The 16023-nt window shown below is 63.5% G+C and carries 18 protein-coding genes; 5 read left to right on the top strand and 13 right to left on the bottom strand.

All coding sequences use genetic code 11. The features are described from left to right. The first annotated feature begins 28 nt into the window (after positions 1–28). Together QP884_RS06770 and QP884_RS06775 are read left to right on the top strand one after the other, a co-directional pair. Positions 29–1327 carry an aminopeptidase C gene (locus QP884_RS06770; RefSeq protein ID WP_284821453.1) on the top strand — a complete coding sequence of 433 codons (1299 nt, stop codon included), beginning with the start codon at positions 29–31 and terminating at the stop codon, positions 1325–1327. A gap of 13 nt (positions 1328–1340) precedes the next feature. Further along, on the top strand, positions 1341–2642 hold the full coding sequence (locus tag QP884_RS06775) for an aminopeptidase C (RefSeq protein ID WP_284821454.1): 1302 nt from the start codon (positions 1341–1343) through the stop codon (positions 2640–2642). A 12-nt stretch (positions 2643–2654) separates the two neighbouring features. Here QP884_RS06775 and QP884_RS06780 read toward each other — a convergent pair whose 3' ends face one another. Genes QP884_RS06780 through dacB form a run of 13 tightly spaced genes read right to left on the bottom strand, consistent with a single transcriptional unit; the run spans position 2655 to position 14024 of the window. Further along, complete coding sequence (locus QP884_RS06780) at positions 2655–3275, bottom strand: GNAT family N-acetyltransferase (protein WP_284821455.1); 621 nt, start codon at positions 3273–3275, stop codon at positions 2655–2657. Further along, positions 3275–4177, bottom strand: a complete 903-nt coding sequence (locus tag QP884_RS06785; RefSeq protein ID WP_284821456.1) for a pantoate--beta-alanine ligase — start codon at positions 4175–4177, stop codon at positions 3275–3277. Before QP884_RS06785 ends, QP884_RS06780 begins: the two co-directional genes overlap by 1 nt. Next, entirely contained in the window at positions 4174–4848 is a 675-nt protein-coding gene (locus QP884_RS06790) for a 6PGD fold domain-containing protein (protein WP_284821457.1), read from the bottom strand. Before QP884_RS06790 ends, QP884_RS06785 begins: the two co-directional genes overlap by 4 nt. Next, the gene (locus QP884_RS06795) at positions 4849–5883 is read right to left on the bottom strand and encodes a DUF6779 domain-containing protein (protein WP_284821458.1); all 1035 of its coding nucleotides are present in this window, start codon (positions 5881–5883) and stop codon (positions 4849–4851) included. It lies immediately after the preceding gene. Between the two features lie 5 nt (positions 5884–5888). After that, entirely contained in the window at positions 5889–6362 is a 474-nt protein-coding gene (locus QP884_RS06800) for a DUF3180 domain-containing protein (RefSeq protein WP_284821459.1), read from the bottom strand. Then, positions 6359–6844: a 2-amino-4-hydroxy-6-hydroxymethyldihydropteridine diphosphokinase gene (gene folK, locus QP884_RS06805; protein ID WP_284821460.1), complete on the bottom strand. Its 486-nt coding sequence runs from the start codon at positions 6842–6844 to the stop codon at positions 6359–6361. The genes QP884_RS06800 and folK overlap by 4 nt, the downstream gene beginning before the upstream one ends. Next, entirely contained in the window at positions 6844–7224 is a 381-nt protein-coding gene (gene folB, locus QP884_RS06810; RefSeq protein ID WP_225746403.1) for a dihydroneopterin aldolase, read from the bottom strand. The genes folK and folB overlap by 1 nt, the downstream gene beginning before the upstream one ends. Before the next feature lie 4 nt (positions 7225–7228). Continuing rightward, the gene (folP, locus tag QP884_RS06815) at positions 7229–8191 is read right to left on the bottom strand and encodes a dihydropteroate synthase (RefSeq protein ID WP_284821461.1); all 963 of its coding nucleotides are present in this window, start codon (positions 8189–8191) and stop codon (positions 7229–7231) included. Positions 8192–8228: 37 nt separating this feature from the next. After that, on the bottom strand, positions 8229–8822 hold the full coding sequence (folE, locus tag QP884_RS06820) for a GTP cyclohydrolase I FolE (RefSeq protein ID WP_005325658.1): 594 nt from the start codon (positions 8820–8822) through the stop codon (positions 8229–8231). Further along, entirely contained in the window at positions 8822–11179 is a 2358-nt protein-coding gene (gene ftsH, locus QP884_RS06825) for an ATP-dependent zinc metalloprotease FtsH (protein WP_284821462.1), read from the bottom strand. Before ftsH ends, folE begins: the two co-directional genes overlap by 1 nt. A gap of 12 nt (positions 11180–11191) precedes the next feature. Next, positions 11192–11779 (bottom strand): hypoxanthine phosphoribosyltransferase, encoded by a 588-nt coding sequence (gene hpt, locus QP884_RS06830; RefSeq protein WP_284821463.1) that lies wholly within the window; start codon positions 11777–11779, stop codon positions 11192–11194. A gap of 12 nt (positions 11780–11791) precedes the next feature. Continuing rightward, positions 11792–12748, bottom strand: a complete 957-nt coding sequence (gene tilS, locus QP884_RS06835; RefSeq protein WP_284821464.1) for a tRNA lysidine(34) synthetase TilS — start codon at positions 12746–12748, stop codon at positions 11792–11794. After that, the gene (gene dacB, locus QP884_RS06840) at positions 12738–14024 is read right to left on the bottom strand and encodes a D-alanyl-D-alanine carboxypeptidase/D-alanyl-D-alanine endopeptidase (RefSeq protein WP_284821465.1); all 1287 of its coding nucleotides are present in this window, start codon (positions 14022–14024) and stop codon (positions 12738–12740) included. Before dacB ends, tilS begins: the two co-directional genes overlap by 11 nt. A gap of 67 nt (positions 14025–14091) precedes the next feature. Between dacB and QP884_RS06845 the strand changes: the two genes are divergently transcribed. From QP884_RS06845 to QP884_RS06855, 3 genes are all read left to right on the top strand, one after another. Then, a complete protein-coding gene (locus QP884_RS06845) occupies positions 14092–14580 on the top strand; it encodes an inorganic diphosphatase (protein WP_284821466.1) in 489 nt (162 codons plus the stop codon). 263 nt (positions 14581–14843) lie between these two features. Beyond that, positions 14844–15665, top strand: coding sequence for an endonuclease domain-containing protein (locus QP884_RS06850; RefSeq protein WP_284821467.1), 822 nt, complete (start codon positions 14844–14846; stop codon positions 15663–15665). 53 nt (positions 15666–15718) lie between these two features. Continuing rightward, positions 15719–16015 (top strand): rhodanese-like domain-containing protein, encoded by a 297-nt coding sequence (locus tag QP884_RS06855; protein WP_284821468.1) that lies wholly within the window; start codon positions 15719–15721, stop codon positions 16013–16015. Positions 16016–16023: the final 8 nt, after the last annotated feature.

Below are 16023 nucleotides of genomic sequence, written 5' to 3' on the forward strand. Positions count from 1 at the left end.
TGGGCTTGGGTCTGCTAAAACCGAAACTATGACTTTGCTCACCAACGAATACCTATCCCAGTTGCGCGAGGAGGCCGCGGCCGATTCCCGGCTGCGCATCGCGCGCAACGCTATCACCAATGTCGGGGCGGCCAAGGCGGCCCTGGACCGCGACCGCATTACGGCGCTCTACCCCACCACCGAGGTCAAGCTGGATAGCTTGGGCGTATCGGACCAGAAGCGCTCGGGCCGCTGCTGGATGTTTGCGGCGCTGAACGTCTTCCGTCACCGCGCGGCCAAGGAGCTCAATGTAGATAACTTCGAGTTTTCCTTCACCTACCTGCAGTACTTTGACAAGCTGGAACGCGCCAACTTGGTGCTCAACCAGCTGCTGGATAAGAAGGACGCCGGCTGGGACGAGCGCACCGTCGCAGCGGTGCTAGACCACGCGGGGGCCGATGGCGGCTGGTGGTGCTTCTTTAGCAACCTGGTAGCCAAGTACGGTGCCGTCCCTGCCGAGGCCATGCCGGAGGTGCGCTCGTCTGGAAATACCGCAGAGATGAACCGCGATCTTGCCACGGTGGTGCGCCGCGCCGCCGCCCAGGACGGCCCGCGCGAAGACATCCTCGCCCAAGCGCGCAAGGACATCCACCGCATCCTGGCCATCCACCTGGGCACCCCGCCGGAGGATTTTACCTGGGCGTATCGCACCAAGGACGAGCAATTCGTGCGGCTGCACTCCACCCCGCGCGAGTTTGCGGATAAGTACCTGCCGAATCTGGACGAGTACGTGGTGTTGGCCGATGACCCCCGCTCCACCAACCCCAAGCATCGCGTGTTTAGCAGCGCCGAGGAGACCAATGTGCTGGGCGGCGCACCGCAGGAGTACCTCAACGTCAGCGCGGACGAGCTGAAGGAAACTGCCAAGCGCAGCCTGGCGGCCGGCGAGCCGGTGTGGTTTAGCTGCGATGTCAACCGCCAATTCTCCTTCCTCAACGGCGTATGGGACGAGGGATTGGTAGATACCGATGGCCTTTACGGCATCGATTCCTCCATGAGCAAGGAGGAGCGTTTTACCTCCGGCGAGACCGCGCCCACCCACGCGATGGTGCTCACCGGCGTCGATGGCGACCGAGCTTGGCGCGTGGAAAACTCCTGGGGTTCTAAGCCGCCGCGCAAGGACGATGGCGAGGATGTGCCCGGCAAGGGCTTTGCCACGATGGCCGATGCCTGGTTTGACCAGAACGTCTTCCACATCGCCGTCCGCAAGGAGCACCTGAGCGACACGCTTGCCCAGGCCCTTGCCACCGAACCGATTGAGCTTCCCCTCTGGGACCGGATGAACTAAGGAGAATCGAGAAATGACAGAGATTAAACCGAACGAGGTTCATGCCGCCACCGCCGAGCTCACCAGCGATGCCACGCTGCGCCTGGTACGCAATGGGGTGGCCCAGGAAAGCGCCGACAAGCTCAGCCTCGACCGTGAGCAGCTGCGCAGCCTTACCCCGGTAACCAGCCATAAGCTAGATTCCTGGGGCGTGGCCGACCAGAAAGCTTCGGGCCGCTGCTGGATTTTTGCCGGCCTCAATTCCCTGCGTGGCGGACTTATGGACAAGGCCAAGCTCAAGGATTTTGAGCTTTCCCAGACCTATATTTATTTCTTTGACAAGCTGGAAAAGGCCAATTGGTTCCTCACCGCCATGGCCGAGCTGAAGGACCGCGAGATTACGGACCGCACGGTGACCAAGCTCATGGATGATCCCATCGATGACGGCGGCCAGTGGTCCATGTTCGTCGCCCTAGTGGAAAAGTACGGCGTGGTGCCGCAGTACGCCATGCCGGAGACCGCCTCTTCCGAGGCCACAGCGATGCTTAACCGCAATCTGCAGACCGTGCTGCGCCGCGCCGCCCACCGCATCCGCAGCGGCGAAGAGGGCGCGCATGAGCAGGCGCTTGCCGACGTCTACCGTATCCTCACCGCCAACCTTGGCCTGCCACCCGAGGACTTTGTGTGGCAGTACCGCGATAAGGACGATGAGTTCCACCGCGCAGGCACCTATACCCCGCAGGAGTTTGCCCGGGAATACCTTCCGGCGGACCTAAGCAAATACGTGTGCGTGGTCAACGACCCGCGCAATGCCTATGGCGAGCTATACACCGTGGAGTACCTGGGCAACGTGGCCGGAAAGCGCGTGACCTATTTGAACGCGCCTGTGGAGGTGCTGCGCGATGCCGCGCGTGCCTCCATCGAAGACGGTCAGCCGGTTTGGTTCGGCTGCGATACCGACCAGCAATCTGATGATGAGCACGGCGTGTGGGCCAAGCACCTGCACGATTATGATGCCTTCTACGGCGTGGAGATGGACCTGGACAAGGCGCAGCGTTTGCGCCTGCACGAGTCCCTCATGACCCACGCGATGGTCTTTACCGGCGCCGATATCGCAGACGACGGCACCGTCAATCGCTGGCGCGTGGAAAATTCCTGGGGCCCGAAGAAGGCCGATAAGGGCTTTTGGACCATGGCCGATGATTGGTTCGACGAGTTCGTCTTCGAAATCGCCGTGCACCCCTCCCGCCTGCCGGAACAATACCAAGCGGCGTTGCAGTCTGAGTCCGTGACCACCCTGCCGGCCTGGGATCCGATGGGCGCGTTGGCGCGTTAAGCCTGCGCAACTCTAAGACTGCGGCGCGCCAAGGCGGCGCACATAGAGCATGCACTCCAAGTCGCGGTCCTCATTGACCGCGATGGTGCGCTCGCCCACCTGAGTGAAGCCGCGGCTGTCATAAAACTGATACGTGCAGCCGTCATCGGTAAACAAGTAGACCGTCTTTCCCTCATGGCGGGCTTCGAAGGCCTCAAGCAGCGCCGTGCCCACTCCGCTCACGCCGGAATTGGGATCCGCGACAAGGAAACCGATTTCGCCATCAATGGGATGCTTACCCAAGTATTTGAGCAGCATATCCTGATTGGCGGCATCGTAATCATCGCGGTGCCCGCCCGGGCGCAGGTTATTAAAGATTTCCACCGCGCGGACATAGGCCTTGCGCCACCACGGATACGGCAGCGCGGGCTTGCCTTTCATGGAGGCCAAAAGCACGCCGAGGAAACGGTCGCCATCGTAGGCGGCCAAGATATCGGTGGCTTTGGCGCGCTCTAAATCCCAAAAGTAGCGGCCGTAGGCGCGCTCAAAGCGCGGGTTCTTCACAAACCAATGTAGGTGCATGCCCTCGATGGCAAAAGAAATGGCTTTGGGCTCATCGCGCGGGTCAAGGTCGCGGATCTGGATATCGGTCATTAGTCCTCCGATGGCTGCTGGGAAGCGGTACCCTGCGCGCGCTGTTGCGCGCGTTGTTGCTCACGCTCGAGCTCGGCCTTGGCTTCGTGTTCTTCAATATTATTAAAGCCGATGCCCAGCGGCAGGCCCACATTATCGATGAGCCGGACGCCACCGATGGTCGCGGCGACGAGCAAGCGGGCATCACCTTCCTCGGGAGGCATGCCGAGGTCGCGACCGCGCACCTCTAGGTAGTCGGGCTCGACGCCTGCGGCGCGCAAGACTTCCGCGGCAACCTCGCGGACCTTCTCCGCACCGGCTTCGGCGGCATGCGCGCCGGCGGTCAGCGCGGCGGATAGGGCCGCGGCTTGGTCACGGGATTCGGCCGGGACGTTGGTATTGCGCAGGCTCATCACCACGCCATCGGGCATGCGTACGGCGGGCACGCCCTGCACGCGAATGCCCAGGTGGAAGTCCTGAACCGCGTGGTGGATGGCGAGGAGGAGCTCGTAGTCTTTTTCGCCGAGGAGGACGTCGGTAGGCGAAAGCGTCAGGATGAGCGCAAGGTACAGCGAGAGATCCTCGCTGAGATCCGGCTCGAGGGCGGTCGCGGCGTCGGCCGGAGCCACGGCGATGCGGCGGCCGTGCGGCCACAAGGTTTCTGGCGAGTAATCCCAGACAATATCCACGCCCTCGGCGCGCAGGAGTTCAAGGTCCTCCTCGCGCGGGGACTGCAAGGCCACGACGGTAACCGCGCCGCGAATGTGCTTGGCCGCGCGCACCAACGCGATATGGCCGGCGTGCACGCCGTTGGTCAGCGGCACAAAGGCCACCGGGCGGCCAGTCTTATGAAAGGCGCTGCCAACCATGCGGATGCGCTCAATCTCACTGATGACGGTGGCGTTTCCCAGCTCTAGGCTCATCGGCTCTCCTCTTGTAGGGCCCACATTTCTAACTCCTCGCGGCCGTCTACCTCACCTAGGCGGCGGGCAACCTCCACATAACTGCGGCGCAGGCCGGGGTCGGTGGCGCCACGGTAGGCGGCGATAATTTCTTCGGTGTCCATGTCCTCACCCACCAGGGGTGGCTCTTCTGAGGGCGAGAGGAAACGAGCATCAACCGCAGCAGAGATATGCAAGCGACGCAGCATCTCGGCGTAGTAGGCGCGGGCGGCAAAGGAAGGACGTTCGGCATCGGAAAGCGCGACGGCTTCGCCGCGGAACTCGGCGATATTGAGCTCCACTACAGTCTCGCCCAGCTCGTCCAGGGTGGTCACGGCCCAGCGCATCAGTGCAAATGGGGCGAGTGCCGCAACGACGCACCCGCGGGTTTCTAGCGGATCTAGCACTTGGACACCGCGCGAGAGGCAGGTGTGGAACACGATAAGCCCGTGGTGGACATGGGGTTCAAGAAGTTCCACGGTGGCTTCTAAGCGGGCATCGCCCACGGCGATGATGAGGGCCTCAAAAGAGGCAAGTTCGGCCGGGTCCGAGAGCATCTGCACCTCATGGCCGGCGCGTTCCATGGCATTGGCCAAGGTAAAGCCGGCCAGGCTCCGGCCAAAAAGGGCTACCCGCATGCGTGGCGGGCGCATTTATTTATCCTTCTTCTTCGCCTGGGCCAGCAGCTCAGCCACGGAAACCGCGCCTTCGCGCTTATCGTCGCTGCGGCGGCGGCCGCGGGAATCGGGCTCTTCGGCGGCCGCGCGGTGATGGGAGCGGGCTGCCTTCTGGCGTACCGGCTCGGACTTCTCTGGGGCCACGTGCTGACCGGAGCCCGGGTACTCCGCACGCTCATCGCGCTGCGGCGCCGCCTGCTGCGGAATGTCCTGGGTTTCATCATTGGCCTTGGTGGCGGCCTCTGGCTTGCGGTGGCTGCCGTGGTGCTCGCTGGCCGCGGACGTGCGGGTATTCTTCAGGGAATCATCGCCGCCGGTATCCCAGCGCACGGCTTGGAAGCCACCAGTATTGAAGGTGGAGGCACCAGAAGTCTTGCCGGAGGTGCGCTGCGCACGGGTCTTTTCACTGATGATGTCATTAAGCGGGTTGGACTCGGCGTGTGCAGCGGACGGCTGGTTGCCCAGGCGGCCGGCAATGGCATCGGCAGACGGGGCACCGGAAGAGGACTGGGTGAAGTCCACATTGCCTTCCTCAGAGCCAGGGCGAGTAGCAGCCGCGGTCTGGGCCTCGAGCTGCATGATGCGGCGCGCCTCGGCGTGCAGGGCGGCCGGCTCATAGGTGAAGTCCTGGCCGGAAAGATCCTCGATCTGCTTGCGGATGGAAGCCAGCTCGGTGCGGATCTCATCGAGCAGCTCCTGATCCGGCAGGGGCTGGCCATCGGCTGTGCGGGCCTGCTTGAGCTCGGCGCGGTGAGCGCGCTCCTGCAGCTCCAGCTTGGTTACGGACTCCTCGGCCTGGCGGCGATAGCGCATGACCAAGAAGAAGCCGAGCACGGCGGCCCACAGGGCAGCAATGAGGGCGATCTTGAGCGCGGCGGCAGAACCGGAAATCAGCATGACGATGCTGGCTACCACGGCCAGCACCACGAGGACGATGAGCCCGATCTGGCCCAGATCCGGCTTGGTCGTCTTGGCGGGAGTTTTGCTAGAAGAAGAGCGCGGCTCAGTCATGCTCACTAATGTACCGGTTGTACCCCATCTGGTGGGGGCGGGGTCTCGCAGTGTCGCTCTAGCCGCAGGCCAGCGGCGGCCATCGCGAGGCCACCGAGCGCAGAGGCGATGACCCCCACGAGGTCATCGGAAGCTGCCGCGAGCGTGCCGGCATTGGGGATGACATAAACGGCAATGCCGGCATAAATGCCACCCACGATGGCACCCGTCCATGCCGAGGCCTTTCCTACCAGCATGAACTGCGTGATGGTCATGGGGTTGAGCTGCGAATTATCCAGGCCAATGCCATGCTCGTCCTCGGTGGCTTGGTCCACCTTCCAGGTCAGCGCCACACAGATGACGGCCATGAGCCACAGCGTGGCCGAGACCGTTACCGGGATCTGCAGCATGGAGCCATAAAAGCGCGTGGTGAGGATGGCCGCCGCGGCGGCGAAGAAGACCCCGGTGCCGATGAGGGCACCCAGCGAGGTCCGTGTCATAGCTCCTCCATCATGCCCAGCCGGCGCATCTCGGCGCGCTCCTGCGGGTCAAGTGCTGCTACCCGCTTGGCGACGCCCTCCCCACTCAACCTAGCACCACCATCGGCCGCCAACCACGGAATCAGCACGAAAGCCCGCTCGTGGGCATAAGGATGCGGGACGATAAGCTCTGGGTCGTCGGAGGTATAACCTTCAATATCGACGATATCCACGTCCAGCGTGCGCGGACCCCAGTGGCGCACGCGGACGCGCTCGGCGGCCTCTTCCAATTTCTGTCCGCGGCGCAGGAGTTCCTTCGGAGTCTCGTCGACGTCCACGATGAGCACCGCGTTGAGGAATTCGTCTTGGTCCGTCACGCCCCACGGAGGGGTGGCATAGACGGGCGAGGCGGCAACAATCTCGCCGGCAAACTCGTCGAATACCGTGCGCAAAAGCTCCACGCGGTCATCCATATTGGAGCCGATGGACAGCACCGCGCGCATTAGAGGGTCCTCGCGTGCTTGCGGGAGCGGCGGGCGACCACGGCGACGTCGGCAAAAGTGCGCGGAATCGGCGCCTGCGGCTTGTGCAGGGTGACCTCCACAGCATGCAGGCCCTCGAAGGTCTCCATGATGGTATCGGCCACCTCGCTGGCGACGGTCTCGATGAGGTCGCGGGCGGGGCCTTCAATGATTGTGGCGGCGACGTCGGCAAGCTCGGCGTAATTGATGGTCTTGGTCAGATCATCGGTGGCGGCGGCCTCTGCGAACTCGGACCAGCAGGTGATGTCCACGATGAAGGGCTGGCCGGTGCGCTTTTCTTCCTCAAAGACGCCGTGGTAGCCAAAGCATTCTAGACCGGTGAGCTCGATGCGGTCTGCCATGTTTTTACTCCTCAGGGTTGCGCGGTAGGGCGGTGGATTTCATGGTGCCATTGCCATCGGCGCCATTGCTATAGCTGCCGCTGGCATTGGCCCCACCCTTGTAGCCATCGCCGGCGTTCCAAGCCGCGGCCACATCGACGGCATCGCGGGAGACGGCGACCTCGTGCACGCGCACGCCCCACGCGCCCATCTGGGCGGAAATGGCGGTCACGGCCGCAGTCGCGGGATCGGCTAGCAGCGGGCTGGACTCCACGCCGCGGTCCTCGCGGATGGCGGCGAGGAAGCGCTTGCGCGAGGCTCCCACCAGCATGGGGAATTCGGCGTCGAGGAACTCCGGCAGGGCCTTGAGCAGCGCCCAGTTATCCTGCGGGGTCTTGGCGAAGCCTAGGCCCGGATCGAGCACGATATTATCGCGGCGTACACCGGCCGCCAGCGCGTTATTCGCCAGGCGCTCGAGGGTCTCATGCACATCGCGCACCACATCGCCGCCGTGGTCGGCGCTACCGGCCGCGGAACCAAAGACGCCTTCCTGCAGCGTGCGCCAGTGCATCAGGCACACGGGTACGCCGGACTCTGCCATCGCGCGATACATCTCCGGATCAGCCAGGCCACCGGAGACGTCATTAATCATGTCCACGCCGGCCGCTGCGGCCGCACGGGCCACCGAGGCGCGCATCGTATCCACGGAGGTGCGGATGCCCAGCTCACTCAGCGCCTTAATGACGGGAACCACGCGGCGCTTTTCGACGTCCGCCTCTACCCGCACCGCACCCGGCCGGGTGGACTCACCGCCGACGTCAATCATGTCCGCGCCCTGCGCCACGAGTTCGCGGGCGTGGTTGATGGCAGCATCGACGTCCAACCACTTACCGCCATCGGAGAAGGAATCCTCCGTGACGTTGACGATGCCCATCACCAGCGTGCGGTTGGCGATGCTCAGATCCGATACCGAGGTTGCCTGCTGCATGGCGTGCTCCTTCTCGCTTTCGTGGTGAACCGGGGGTTTAGCTGCGAATCAGGCTGAGCACCTCGGCGCGGGAGGCGGCATTGTTCTTGAAGCCGCCGCGCACCGCGGAGGTGGTCGTCGTCGCCCCCGGCTTGCGGATGCCGCGCATGGCCATGCACAGGTGCTCGCACTCAATGACCACGATGACGGACTGCGCACCGAGGACCTCCACCAAGGCGTCCGCTACCTGCTGGGTGAGGCGCTCTTGGACTTGGGGGCGCTTGGCGTACATATCCGCGAGGCGAGCAAGCTTGCTCAAACCGGTGACGTGGCCGTCTTTGCCCGGGATGTAGCCAATATGCGCCACGCCGTAGAACGGCACTAGGTGGTGCTCGCAGGTGGAATAAATGGGGATATCCCGCACCAGAACCAGTTCTTGGTGGTCCTCGGCGAAGGTCTTGTGCAGGACCTCGGTCGGGTCCTCGTGCAGTCCGGCGAAGACTTCGCGGTAGGCGCGGGCCACGCGGGCCGGGGTTTCGCGCAAGCCCTCGCGGTCAGGGTCCTCCCCTACCGCAAGGAGCAGCTCACGCACCGCTGCCTCCGCCCGGTCTTGGTCAAAGGCCGCGCGAGCAGGAATGTGATTATCAGGCATTAGTTATCTTCTTGCTTGTCGTCCTCGCGCGCATAGGGGTTCTTGCGGCGATCCTTTTCATCCCAGCCAGGGGTAAACCACTGGCTGGTCTCGGCATCGGCATTCGCGCCGGCGTCCGGCTTGTGGTGCTTTCCGCCACCGGCAGCGGGGCGTGCGGCCGGACGGGCGGTTGGCTCGGAAGCCGGGGCAGACTGGGCGTCGCGAGCCTGCTGGGTCGGCTGGGCCGACTGGGCCGACGAGGAGTTCGCGGATTTCTTCGCGGGACCGCTGCCCAGCTCGCGGGCGGTGTCTGGGTCGACGTAATCGCCTGCGTGCTGGCCAAAGTTGAAGCCCACCTCGCCCTTCGGCTCTTCGCCGGCGAGGCGGCGCTCACGGGCGGCACGGGAGGCGTCGAGAAGCGTCATGCGCTTTGGCAGCTCCTCGCCGCGCTCCTTTGCCAGCTCGACCGGGGTCTTCACTGGGGCGTAGCCAATCTGGCGCGGGAAGCGATCGTCTTCACCCGGGAAGACGTCGAAGGCCTCGCGCGGCTCGATGCCGTCGAAGATGCGCTCCAGGTCAGGGCGGCGCAGGGTTTCCTTCTCCAGCAGGGCCTCGGCCAGCTTATCCAGGTAGTAGCGGTTATTGCGCAGGATGTCATAGGCCTGCTCGTGCGCGCGCTCGAGCAGGTAGCGCATCTGCTCATCGATCTTGGAGGCAACCTCATCGGAGTAATCGATGGAGCCGCCGCCACCCATCTGGCTGAAGGGATCGCCCTGCTCCTTGCCGTACTTTACGGTGCCCAGGTCTGGGGAGAAGCCGTACTCGGTGAGCATGGAACGAGCGATCTTGGTGGCGTTTTCAATATCGGAAGACGCACCGGTAGTCGGCGCACCGAAGACCAGCTCCTCGGCCGCGCGGCCACCCATGGCAAAGACCAAACGGGAGAAGAGCTCGTCGCGGGTGTACATGCCCTTGTCGTCTTCCTGGGAGGTCATGGCGTGGCCGCCGGTGCGGCCGCGGGCCAGGATGGTGACCTTGTACACGCGCTCAATATCCTTGAGTGCCCACGCAGAAAGCGTGTGTCCGCCCTCGTGGTAGGCAGTGACCTTCTTCTCATGCTCGGAGATGATCTTGCCCTGGCGGCGCGGGCCGCCCACGACGCGGTCGGTGGCCTCTTCCAAGGCGTCATAGGTAATGACGTTGCCGCCGATGCGGGCGGTCAGCAATGCGGCCTCGTTGAGCACATTGGCCAGGTCCGCGCCGGACATGCCGGCGGTGCGCTTGGCCAGCTGCGCTACGTCAACCTCTTCTGCCAGCGGCTTATTCTTCGCATGCACGCGCAGGATCTGCTCGCGGCCGGCCAAGTCCGGGTTGGTGACCGGAATCTGGCGGTCGAAACGGCCCGGGCGCAGCAGCGCCGGATCCAGGATGTCCGGGCGGTTGGTGGCGGCGATGAGGATTACGCCTTCGCGGTCACCAAAGCCGTCCATTTCTACCAGGAGCTGGTTGAGGGTCTGCTCGCGCTCATCGTGGCCGCCGCCGGTGCCGGAACCGCGCTGGCGGCCCACGGCGTCAATCTCGTCCACGAAGATGATGCAGGGGCTATTTTCCTTCGCCTGCTTGAACAGGTCGCGCACGCGGGAGGCACCCACGCCGACGAACATCTCCACAAAGTCAGAACCGGAGATGGAATAGAACGGCACGCCGGCCTCGCCAGCCACGGCGCGGGCAAGCAAGGTTTTACCAGTACCCGGAGGGCCGTAGAGCAGCACGCCGCGCGGGATCTTGGCGCCTAGTTCGTGGTAGCGGGTGGGGTCTTCCAGGAAGTCCTTGATCTCCTGCAGCTCGTCCACGGCCTCGTCCGCACCGGCCACGTCCGCAAAGGTATTGGTCGGCATATCCTTGGTCAGTTCCTTAGCCTTGGAACCGCCGATTCCAAACATGCCACCAGCGCCCTGCTGCATGCGGGACATGAGCCAGAAGAGCACGCCGAAGAGGATGATCATCGGCAGCAGCATGCTAAGCATGGAGCCCAAGAAAGATTCCTGCGTGACATTGGTCTGGTACTTCTCGGCACCGGAATCCTTGACGGCGTTAAAGACCTGCTCAGAGGCGCGGGCCGGGTACTTGGCCACGATCTCCTGCACGCCGTCGCGCTCGTCTACCGTGATTTCGTCCTTGAGCTTGATGCGCAGGCGCTGCTCGCGGTCATCGATTTCCACCTCATCGACGTTTTTGTCTTTGAGCTGGGTCAGCGCAACGGAGGTATCCGCTTGCACGTAGCCGCGGGCGTCGTTGCTAAAGAAGGTAAAAGCGTACAGCGCGATAAGGATGAGGGCCGCAATCCCGCCGTAGCGAAGAATCTTGTTGTTTTTCATTACTGCGCGATTTTAGTTGGTGGTATAGACATCAGGGTGGAGGGTGCCCACGTAAGGCAGATCGCGGTAGCGTTCCGCAAAGTCCAGCCCGTAGCCGATGACGAATTCATTCGGGATATCAAATCCCACATCCAGCAGGTCAATATCGGCCTTGACTACCTCCGGCTTGCGCAGCAGGGTGACCACATTCAGCGAGGCAGGGTTGCGGCCTTCCAGGTTGCGGATGAGCCACGACAGGGTGAGGCCGGAATCGATGATGTCTTCCACGATGAGCACGTTGCGCCCGGCAATATCGCGGTCCAAATCCTTCAAAATGCGCACCACGCCGGAAGAGGAGGTGGAGGTGCCGTAGGAGGATACGGCCATAAACTCCAGCTCGGAGGGGATGGATAGCTTGCGCGCAAAGTCCGTGAGGAAGAATGCGGCGCCCTTGAGCACACAGACCAACAGCAGGTCTTGCTCAGAGTCGGCATACTTTTCTGAGACCATATCCGCGAGTTCTTGGACGCGGTTTTGCAGTTCCTCTTCTCCAATGAGGATTGCTTCTACATCGTCACCGTAGCGGTTTGCGGGAACGGCGAAGTCTTTCTTGTCGTGCACGTGTGCGCTCCTTTAATGACCAGACAATAGTGCCAGTTTGCCACCTATACGGGCTACTTCCAACCTCTGCCCCACCTGCCGCGCCGATCGCACGGCCACCGGGCCTTGCCCGTGCCAGTGGGTGCACAGCTTGCCGACGTCCCCCACTCCCCTCCTTGTTACCTCCACCCCCTCGCTGACCAGCCACGCAGCGATCGCCCGCCGGCGCCGCGGCTCCGCCATCGCCGCCAGCTCGGCGCAGTCCGTGGTGGGTGGGGTGCGCAGGGCGGCGTCGTCAAGCGCGGCATCGCCTGCGGCTTGCGCCAGCGCTGGCACCGCGTCCCCGCCGATGATGCGGCTCAACTGCGGAATGACTTCGCGGCGCAGCGCCACGCGGCGGAAATTCGTGTCCGCGTTCTGTGGGTCCTGCCACGCCGAAAGGCCCAACTCCGCGCAGGCGCCCTCGGTATCGGCCCGGCGCACGTTCAGCAGCGGCCGCACCACGCGGGCGCCTTCCACCTCGCTGCGCTCGCTCATGCCGGTCACCCGCCCGCGCAGCGCGCCGAGCAGCAGCGTTTCCGCCTGGTCATCGGCCGTGTGTGCCACGGCTACTTCTAGCTCTTCAGCCGCACAGGCGGCGGCTAGGGCTCGGTACCGCGCCACCCGCGCGGCCGCCTCCATCGACTCCGCCCCCGCGGCAGCGCTCACACCGGCCGCAACGCTGAGCACCCGCGCCCGCGCGCCTAGCTTTCGCGCCTGGTCGGCCGCGCGCTCGGCCTGCGCCCGCGAGCCGTCCTGCAACCCGTGGTCCACGCACAGCGCGAGCACCTCGTGTCCCTCCGCCACGAGCGCCGCCATAAGCGCCAGCGAATCCGCGCCTCCGGATAGCCCAACGGCCACCGCGTGGTCGAGGGCGGCGGCACGCACGCCGCGCCGACACGCTAGAAAGTACGGCGAAACTCGCGGCCAGAAGGGCTTATTAGAACTCATGCAGTGCGGAAGCCAACGCGTCTTGGGCCTTGCGGGCGGCCAAAATATCGCCGTCATTCACCAGGAAGGCAAAGGCATATACGCGCCCGGAATTGCCCTGCGCGGTGCCGGCCAAGGCCGAGACCCCAGTCAGCGTGCCTGTCTTGGCGCGCACATAGCCTTTGGCCGCGGAATCGCCGTAGCGCTCGTACAGCGTGCCATCGCCGCCGGCCACCGGCAGGTAGGACACCAGCGGGCGCAGGCGCGGATCCTTGACCGCGCCATTAATGAGCTGCGTCAACAGCCCGGGCGTGAGCCGATTGTCCACCGAGAGCCCGGAATTATCCTTAATGTCGACGCCCTCGACGTCGAATCCTTGCTCCCGCAGCACCTCAAGCGTGGCCTGCGTATCGCCCTCAAAACTGGCCTCCTTACCGCGAGAAACCGCCAGCTCACGCGCAATGGCCTCGGCCATGACATTATCGGAATGACGCACCATTTCTCGGGCGCGGTCCGCTAGCGGCGGCGAATCCACGCTCGCCACCTCCTGCGCGTTCTCCGCCACAGAGCCCATGCCTACCTTGCCCGTGCCGAGGCGATCGCCTAGCTGCTTAGCCACATCCAAAGCCGGCTCATGGCTCCTCGGCACGTCCCCCGTCGTCGCGCCCAGGCGACCACCGTAGAGCATGGCCGGTTCCATTGGCGCGACGAAGCCGCCGTCCACGTTTTCCGGATCCCAGCCCGGGGCCTGCGCCGCGCCGGACCATACGGAGGTATCGATGTAGACACCATCGACCTGCTCGACGTTCTTCGAAATCTGCTCGGCCAAATCATCGAGCTGTTCGTGCGTCATCCACACATCGCCCGCGGCTTTAATGACCACGTTCTTTTCGTTCGACCCACGGTAGACCTTGGTGGTGATTTTCTCATTCTCATCCAGCGCCAACGTCGCCGCCGCAGTGGTAAGGACCTTCGTGGACGAGGCCGGGGTAAGCCGCTTATCCGCGTCGCGCTGCCACACCACGTCACCGGTTTCGGTATCGATCACCTCGCCGCCAAAAGTGGCAAGGTCCTTATTCTTGGCGAGCTCATCCAGCTTCGCGCTCAGCGCATCCAGGTCTGCCTCTCCCGGCTCTGCTGCGCTCAACGGCTCCTCAGGAGCCTCGACCGCCTGCGCCTCCCCGTGCGAGAGATCGCCGTATTCGCGCTGGAGGGTAACGCCCAGCGCAGCCGTACCTCCGACCGCTGCCGCTACCACGAGCGCGGTCGCTGACCACCAAACATGCTTTGCTTTCATTGCCTTTAACCCTAGCGCGAATCCGCAACGCGCTAGACTATGGGCAGTAATTGATACCCAATCCCCCATGGAGGACATCGCTGTGAGCGTTGAAGTAACCATTGAAATCCCGAAGGGCTCCCGCAACAAGTACGAGGTTGACCACGAGTCCGGCAAGGTCTACCTCGACCGTTACCTGTTCACCCCGATGGCTTACCCGGCTGACTACGGCTTCATCGACCACACCCTGGGCGAGGACGGCGACCCGCTGGACGCCCTGGTCATCCTGCCGGAGCCGGTCTTCCCGGGCGTTGTTGTTGAGGCCCGCATCGTCGGCGTCTTCAAGATGACCGACGAGGCCGGCGGCGACGACAAGCTGCTCGCCGTCATCGATGACCCGCGCTGGGAGCGCTACCAGGACATCAACGATGTGGAGCAGCACATCAAGGACGAAATCGAGCACTTCTTCGTCCACTACAAGGACCTGGAGCCGAACAAGGAAGTCACCGGCTCCGGCTGGGGCGGCAAGGCCGAGGCAGAGAAGATCCTCGAAGAGGCTAAGGCTCGCTTCAAGTAAGATTTCTGGGCTCGGGCCCCTTGGGCCCCCTCCCGGGCGTTTCGATCAAATAGCACCGCGAAAGCGGCGGTTTTCAAGACCGTATTTGATCGAAACGCCCCTTTTTGTTCCTTTCCGCCCCTTTTTTCGCCCTTCTTCGCATCCGCAAGGCCCTCCCCGCGACACCTTCCCCGTCCCCGCAGTACAATTCGATCACATAGCAGGCCGAAACCACCGGCCTCGGGGGACCTAATTGATCGAAATGAACGCCTAGGGGTGGGCGCATGAGAATCTTCACCACGCGCAAGGCCGCGCACCGCGCTATCAACAACCAAGCCGTGAAAATCTGCCACGGCCTCTATACCGAAAGGAAGCCCTCGCCGCGCGAACTCGCGGAAATCGTCTCCCACCGCTGGCCCGATTCGGCACTCGACGGCTACTCGTGCGCCCACCACTACCTCGGCCACGCTTTAAGTTTCCCACTCCACTTCCTGCGCGCGGGAATGATGGCCTCCAGCCCGTACTTCCGCAGCCGCCGCGCCCGACCGAAAGCGCTTGGCCAGCTCAATGGCATTAACGTGTGCAATCCGCTGCAGGCCACAGAAATCATGGCGGAGGAAGACGCCGTCGCCTTCCTCGAGGCCTGCTTTGCCGGCCAGTACGGCGCCTCCCAGATGGAGGGCCACATGCTTGATTTCCAGCGCTTCCCGCAGCACACCCGGCGCGTGCTCGAAAACACCATCCTCGGCGCTGATAGCGTCCCCGAACGCAACCTCACCCGCGCGCTTCGGCCCCATGTCACCGTGCACAACAACAGATACATTGGCCCTTACCGCTGGGATTTACTCTTGGAGGAGCACAAGCTGGCCATCGAGGTCGACGGCTACGCCTACCACCAGGGCGAGAACCGGCAGCGGTTCGAAATTGACCGCCAAAAGCTTAACGACGCCGTCCACAGAGGCTACAAACCCCTCCACTTCACCGCCGCCACAATCGAGCACCACCTCGACATAGCTGTTGGCCAAGTCCTCGCGATAGTCCACGGTAAAGGCGACCTTGTGCAGCCACCGTGGCAGTGGCACCACTACTGGCGGTTCCAGCGCTAGCACTGCGGCACGCGGAGCAGCACAAGGTCCTATGCGTGACTAGGGTATGAGGCATGAAAAACGTTCAACCAACTGAAGTACCAGAAGGCGCTCAGCTCATTGATGTCCGCGAGAATGACGAGTGGGCGGTGGAGCGCGCGAAGGGCGCGACCCATATCCCGATGAGTGAGATTACGGGTCGCATCCAGGAAATCGACCCGGACAAGGATATTTACGTCATCTGCCACGCGGGCGGCCGCAGTATGCAGGTCTGCCAGTATCTGGAGCATGCGCTGGGCTGGGATACCCATAACGTCGATGGCGGCACGGATAACTGGAAGGCTGCCGGGCTTCCCATCGAAACGGATTAATTGGCCTT

Origin of the sequence: Corynebacterium tuberculostearicum, from assembly GCF_030229345.1 — a bacterium.
GTDB lineage: Bacteria > Actinomycetota > Actinomycetes > Mycobacteriales > Mycobacteriaceae > Corynebacterium > Corynebacterium tuberculostearicum_G.

Bases quoted from the DNA above. Each gene is read 5' to 3' on its own strand.
- folK (WP_284821460.1), bottom strand. From the start codon at position 6,844: ATGCGCGCGGTGCTGTCCATCGGCTCCAATATGGATGACCGCGTGGAG.
- QP884_RS06785 (WP_284821456.1), bottom strand. From the start codon at position 4,177: ATGAGCCTAGAGCTGGGAAACGCCACCGTCATCAGTGAGATTGAGCGC.
- QP884_RS06780 (WP_284821455.1), bottom strand. From the start codon at position 3,275: ATGACCGATATCCAGATCCGCGACCTTGACCCGCGCGATGAGCCCAAA.
- tilS (WP_284821464.1), bottom strand. From the start codon at position 12,748: ATGAGTTCTAATAAGCCCTTCTGGCCGCGAGTTTCGCCGTACTTTCTA.
- folE (WP_005325658.1), bottom strand. From the start codon at position 8,822: ATGCCTGATAATCACATTCCTGCTCGCGCGGCCTTTGACCAAGACCGG.
- QP884_RS06770 (WP_284821453.1), top strand. From the start codon at position 29: ATGACTTTGCTCACCAACGAATACCTATCCCAGTTGCGCGAGGAGGCC.
- QP884_RS06800 (WP_284821459.1), bottom strand. From the start codon at position 6,362: ATGACACGGACCTCGCTGGGTGCCCTCATCGGCACCGGGGTCTTCTTC.
- QP884_RS06775 (WP_284821454.1), top strand. From the start codon at position 1,341: ATGACAGAGATTAAACCGAACGAGGTTCATGCCGCCACCGCCGAGCTC.
- QP884_RS06845 (WP_284821466.1), top strand. From the start codon at position 14,092: ATGGAGGACATCGCTGTGAGCGTTGAAGTAACCATTGAAATCCCGAAG.
- ftsH (WP_284821462.1), bottom strand. From the start codon at position 11,179: ATGAAAAACAACAAGATTCTTCGCTACGGCGGGATTGCGGCCCTCATC.
- QP884_RS06795 (WP_284821458.1), bottom strand. From the start codon at position 5,883: ATGACTGAGCCGCGCTCTTCTTCTAGCAAAACTCCCGCCAAGACGACC.
- QP884_RS06850 (WP_284821467.1), top strand. From the start codon at position 14,844: ATGAGAATCTTCACCACGCGCAAGGCCGCGCACCGCGCTATCAACAAC.
- QP884_RS06790 (WP_284821457.1), bottom strand. From the start codon at position 4,848: ATGCGCCCGCCACGCATGCGGGTAGCCCTTTTTGGCCGGAGCCTGGCC.
- folP (WP_284821461.1), bottom strand. From the start codon at position 8,191: ATGCAGCAGGCAACCTCGGTATCGGATCTGAGCATCGCCAACCGCACG.
- QP884_RS06855 (WP_284821468.1), top strand. From the start codon at position 15,719: ATGAAAAACGTTCAACCAACTGAAGTACCAGAAGGCGCTCAGCTCATT.
- folB (WP_225746403.1), bottom strand. From the start codon at position 7,224: ATGGCAGACCGCATCGAGCTCACCGGTCTAGAATGCTTTGGCTACCAC.
- dacB (WP_284821465.1), bottom strand. From the start codon at position 14,024: ATGAAAGCAAAGCATGTTTGGTGGTCAGCGACCGCGCTCGTGGTAGCG.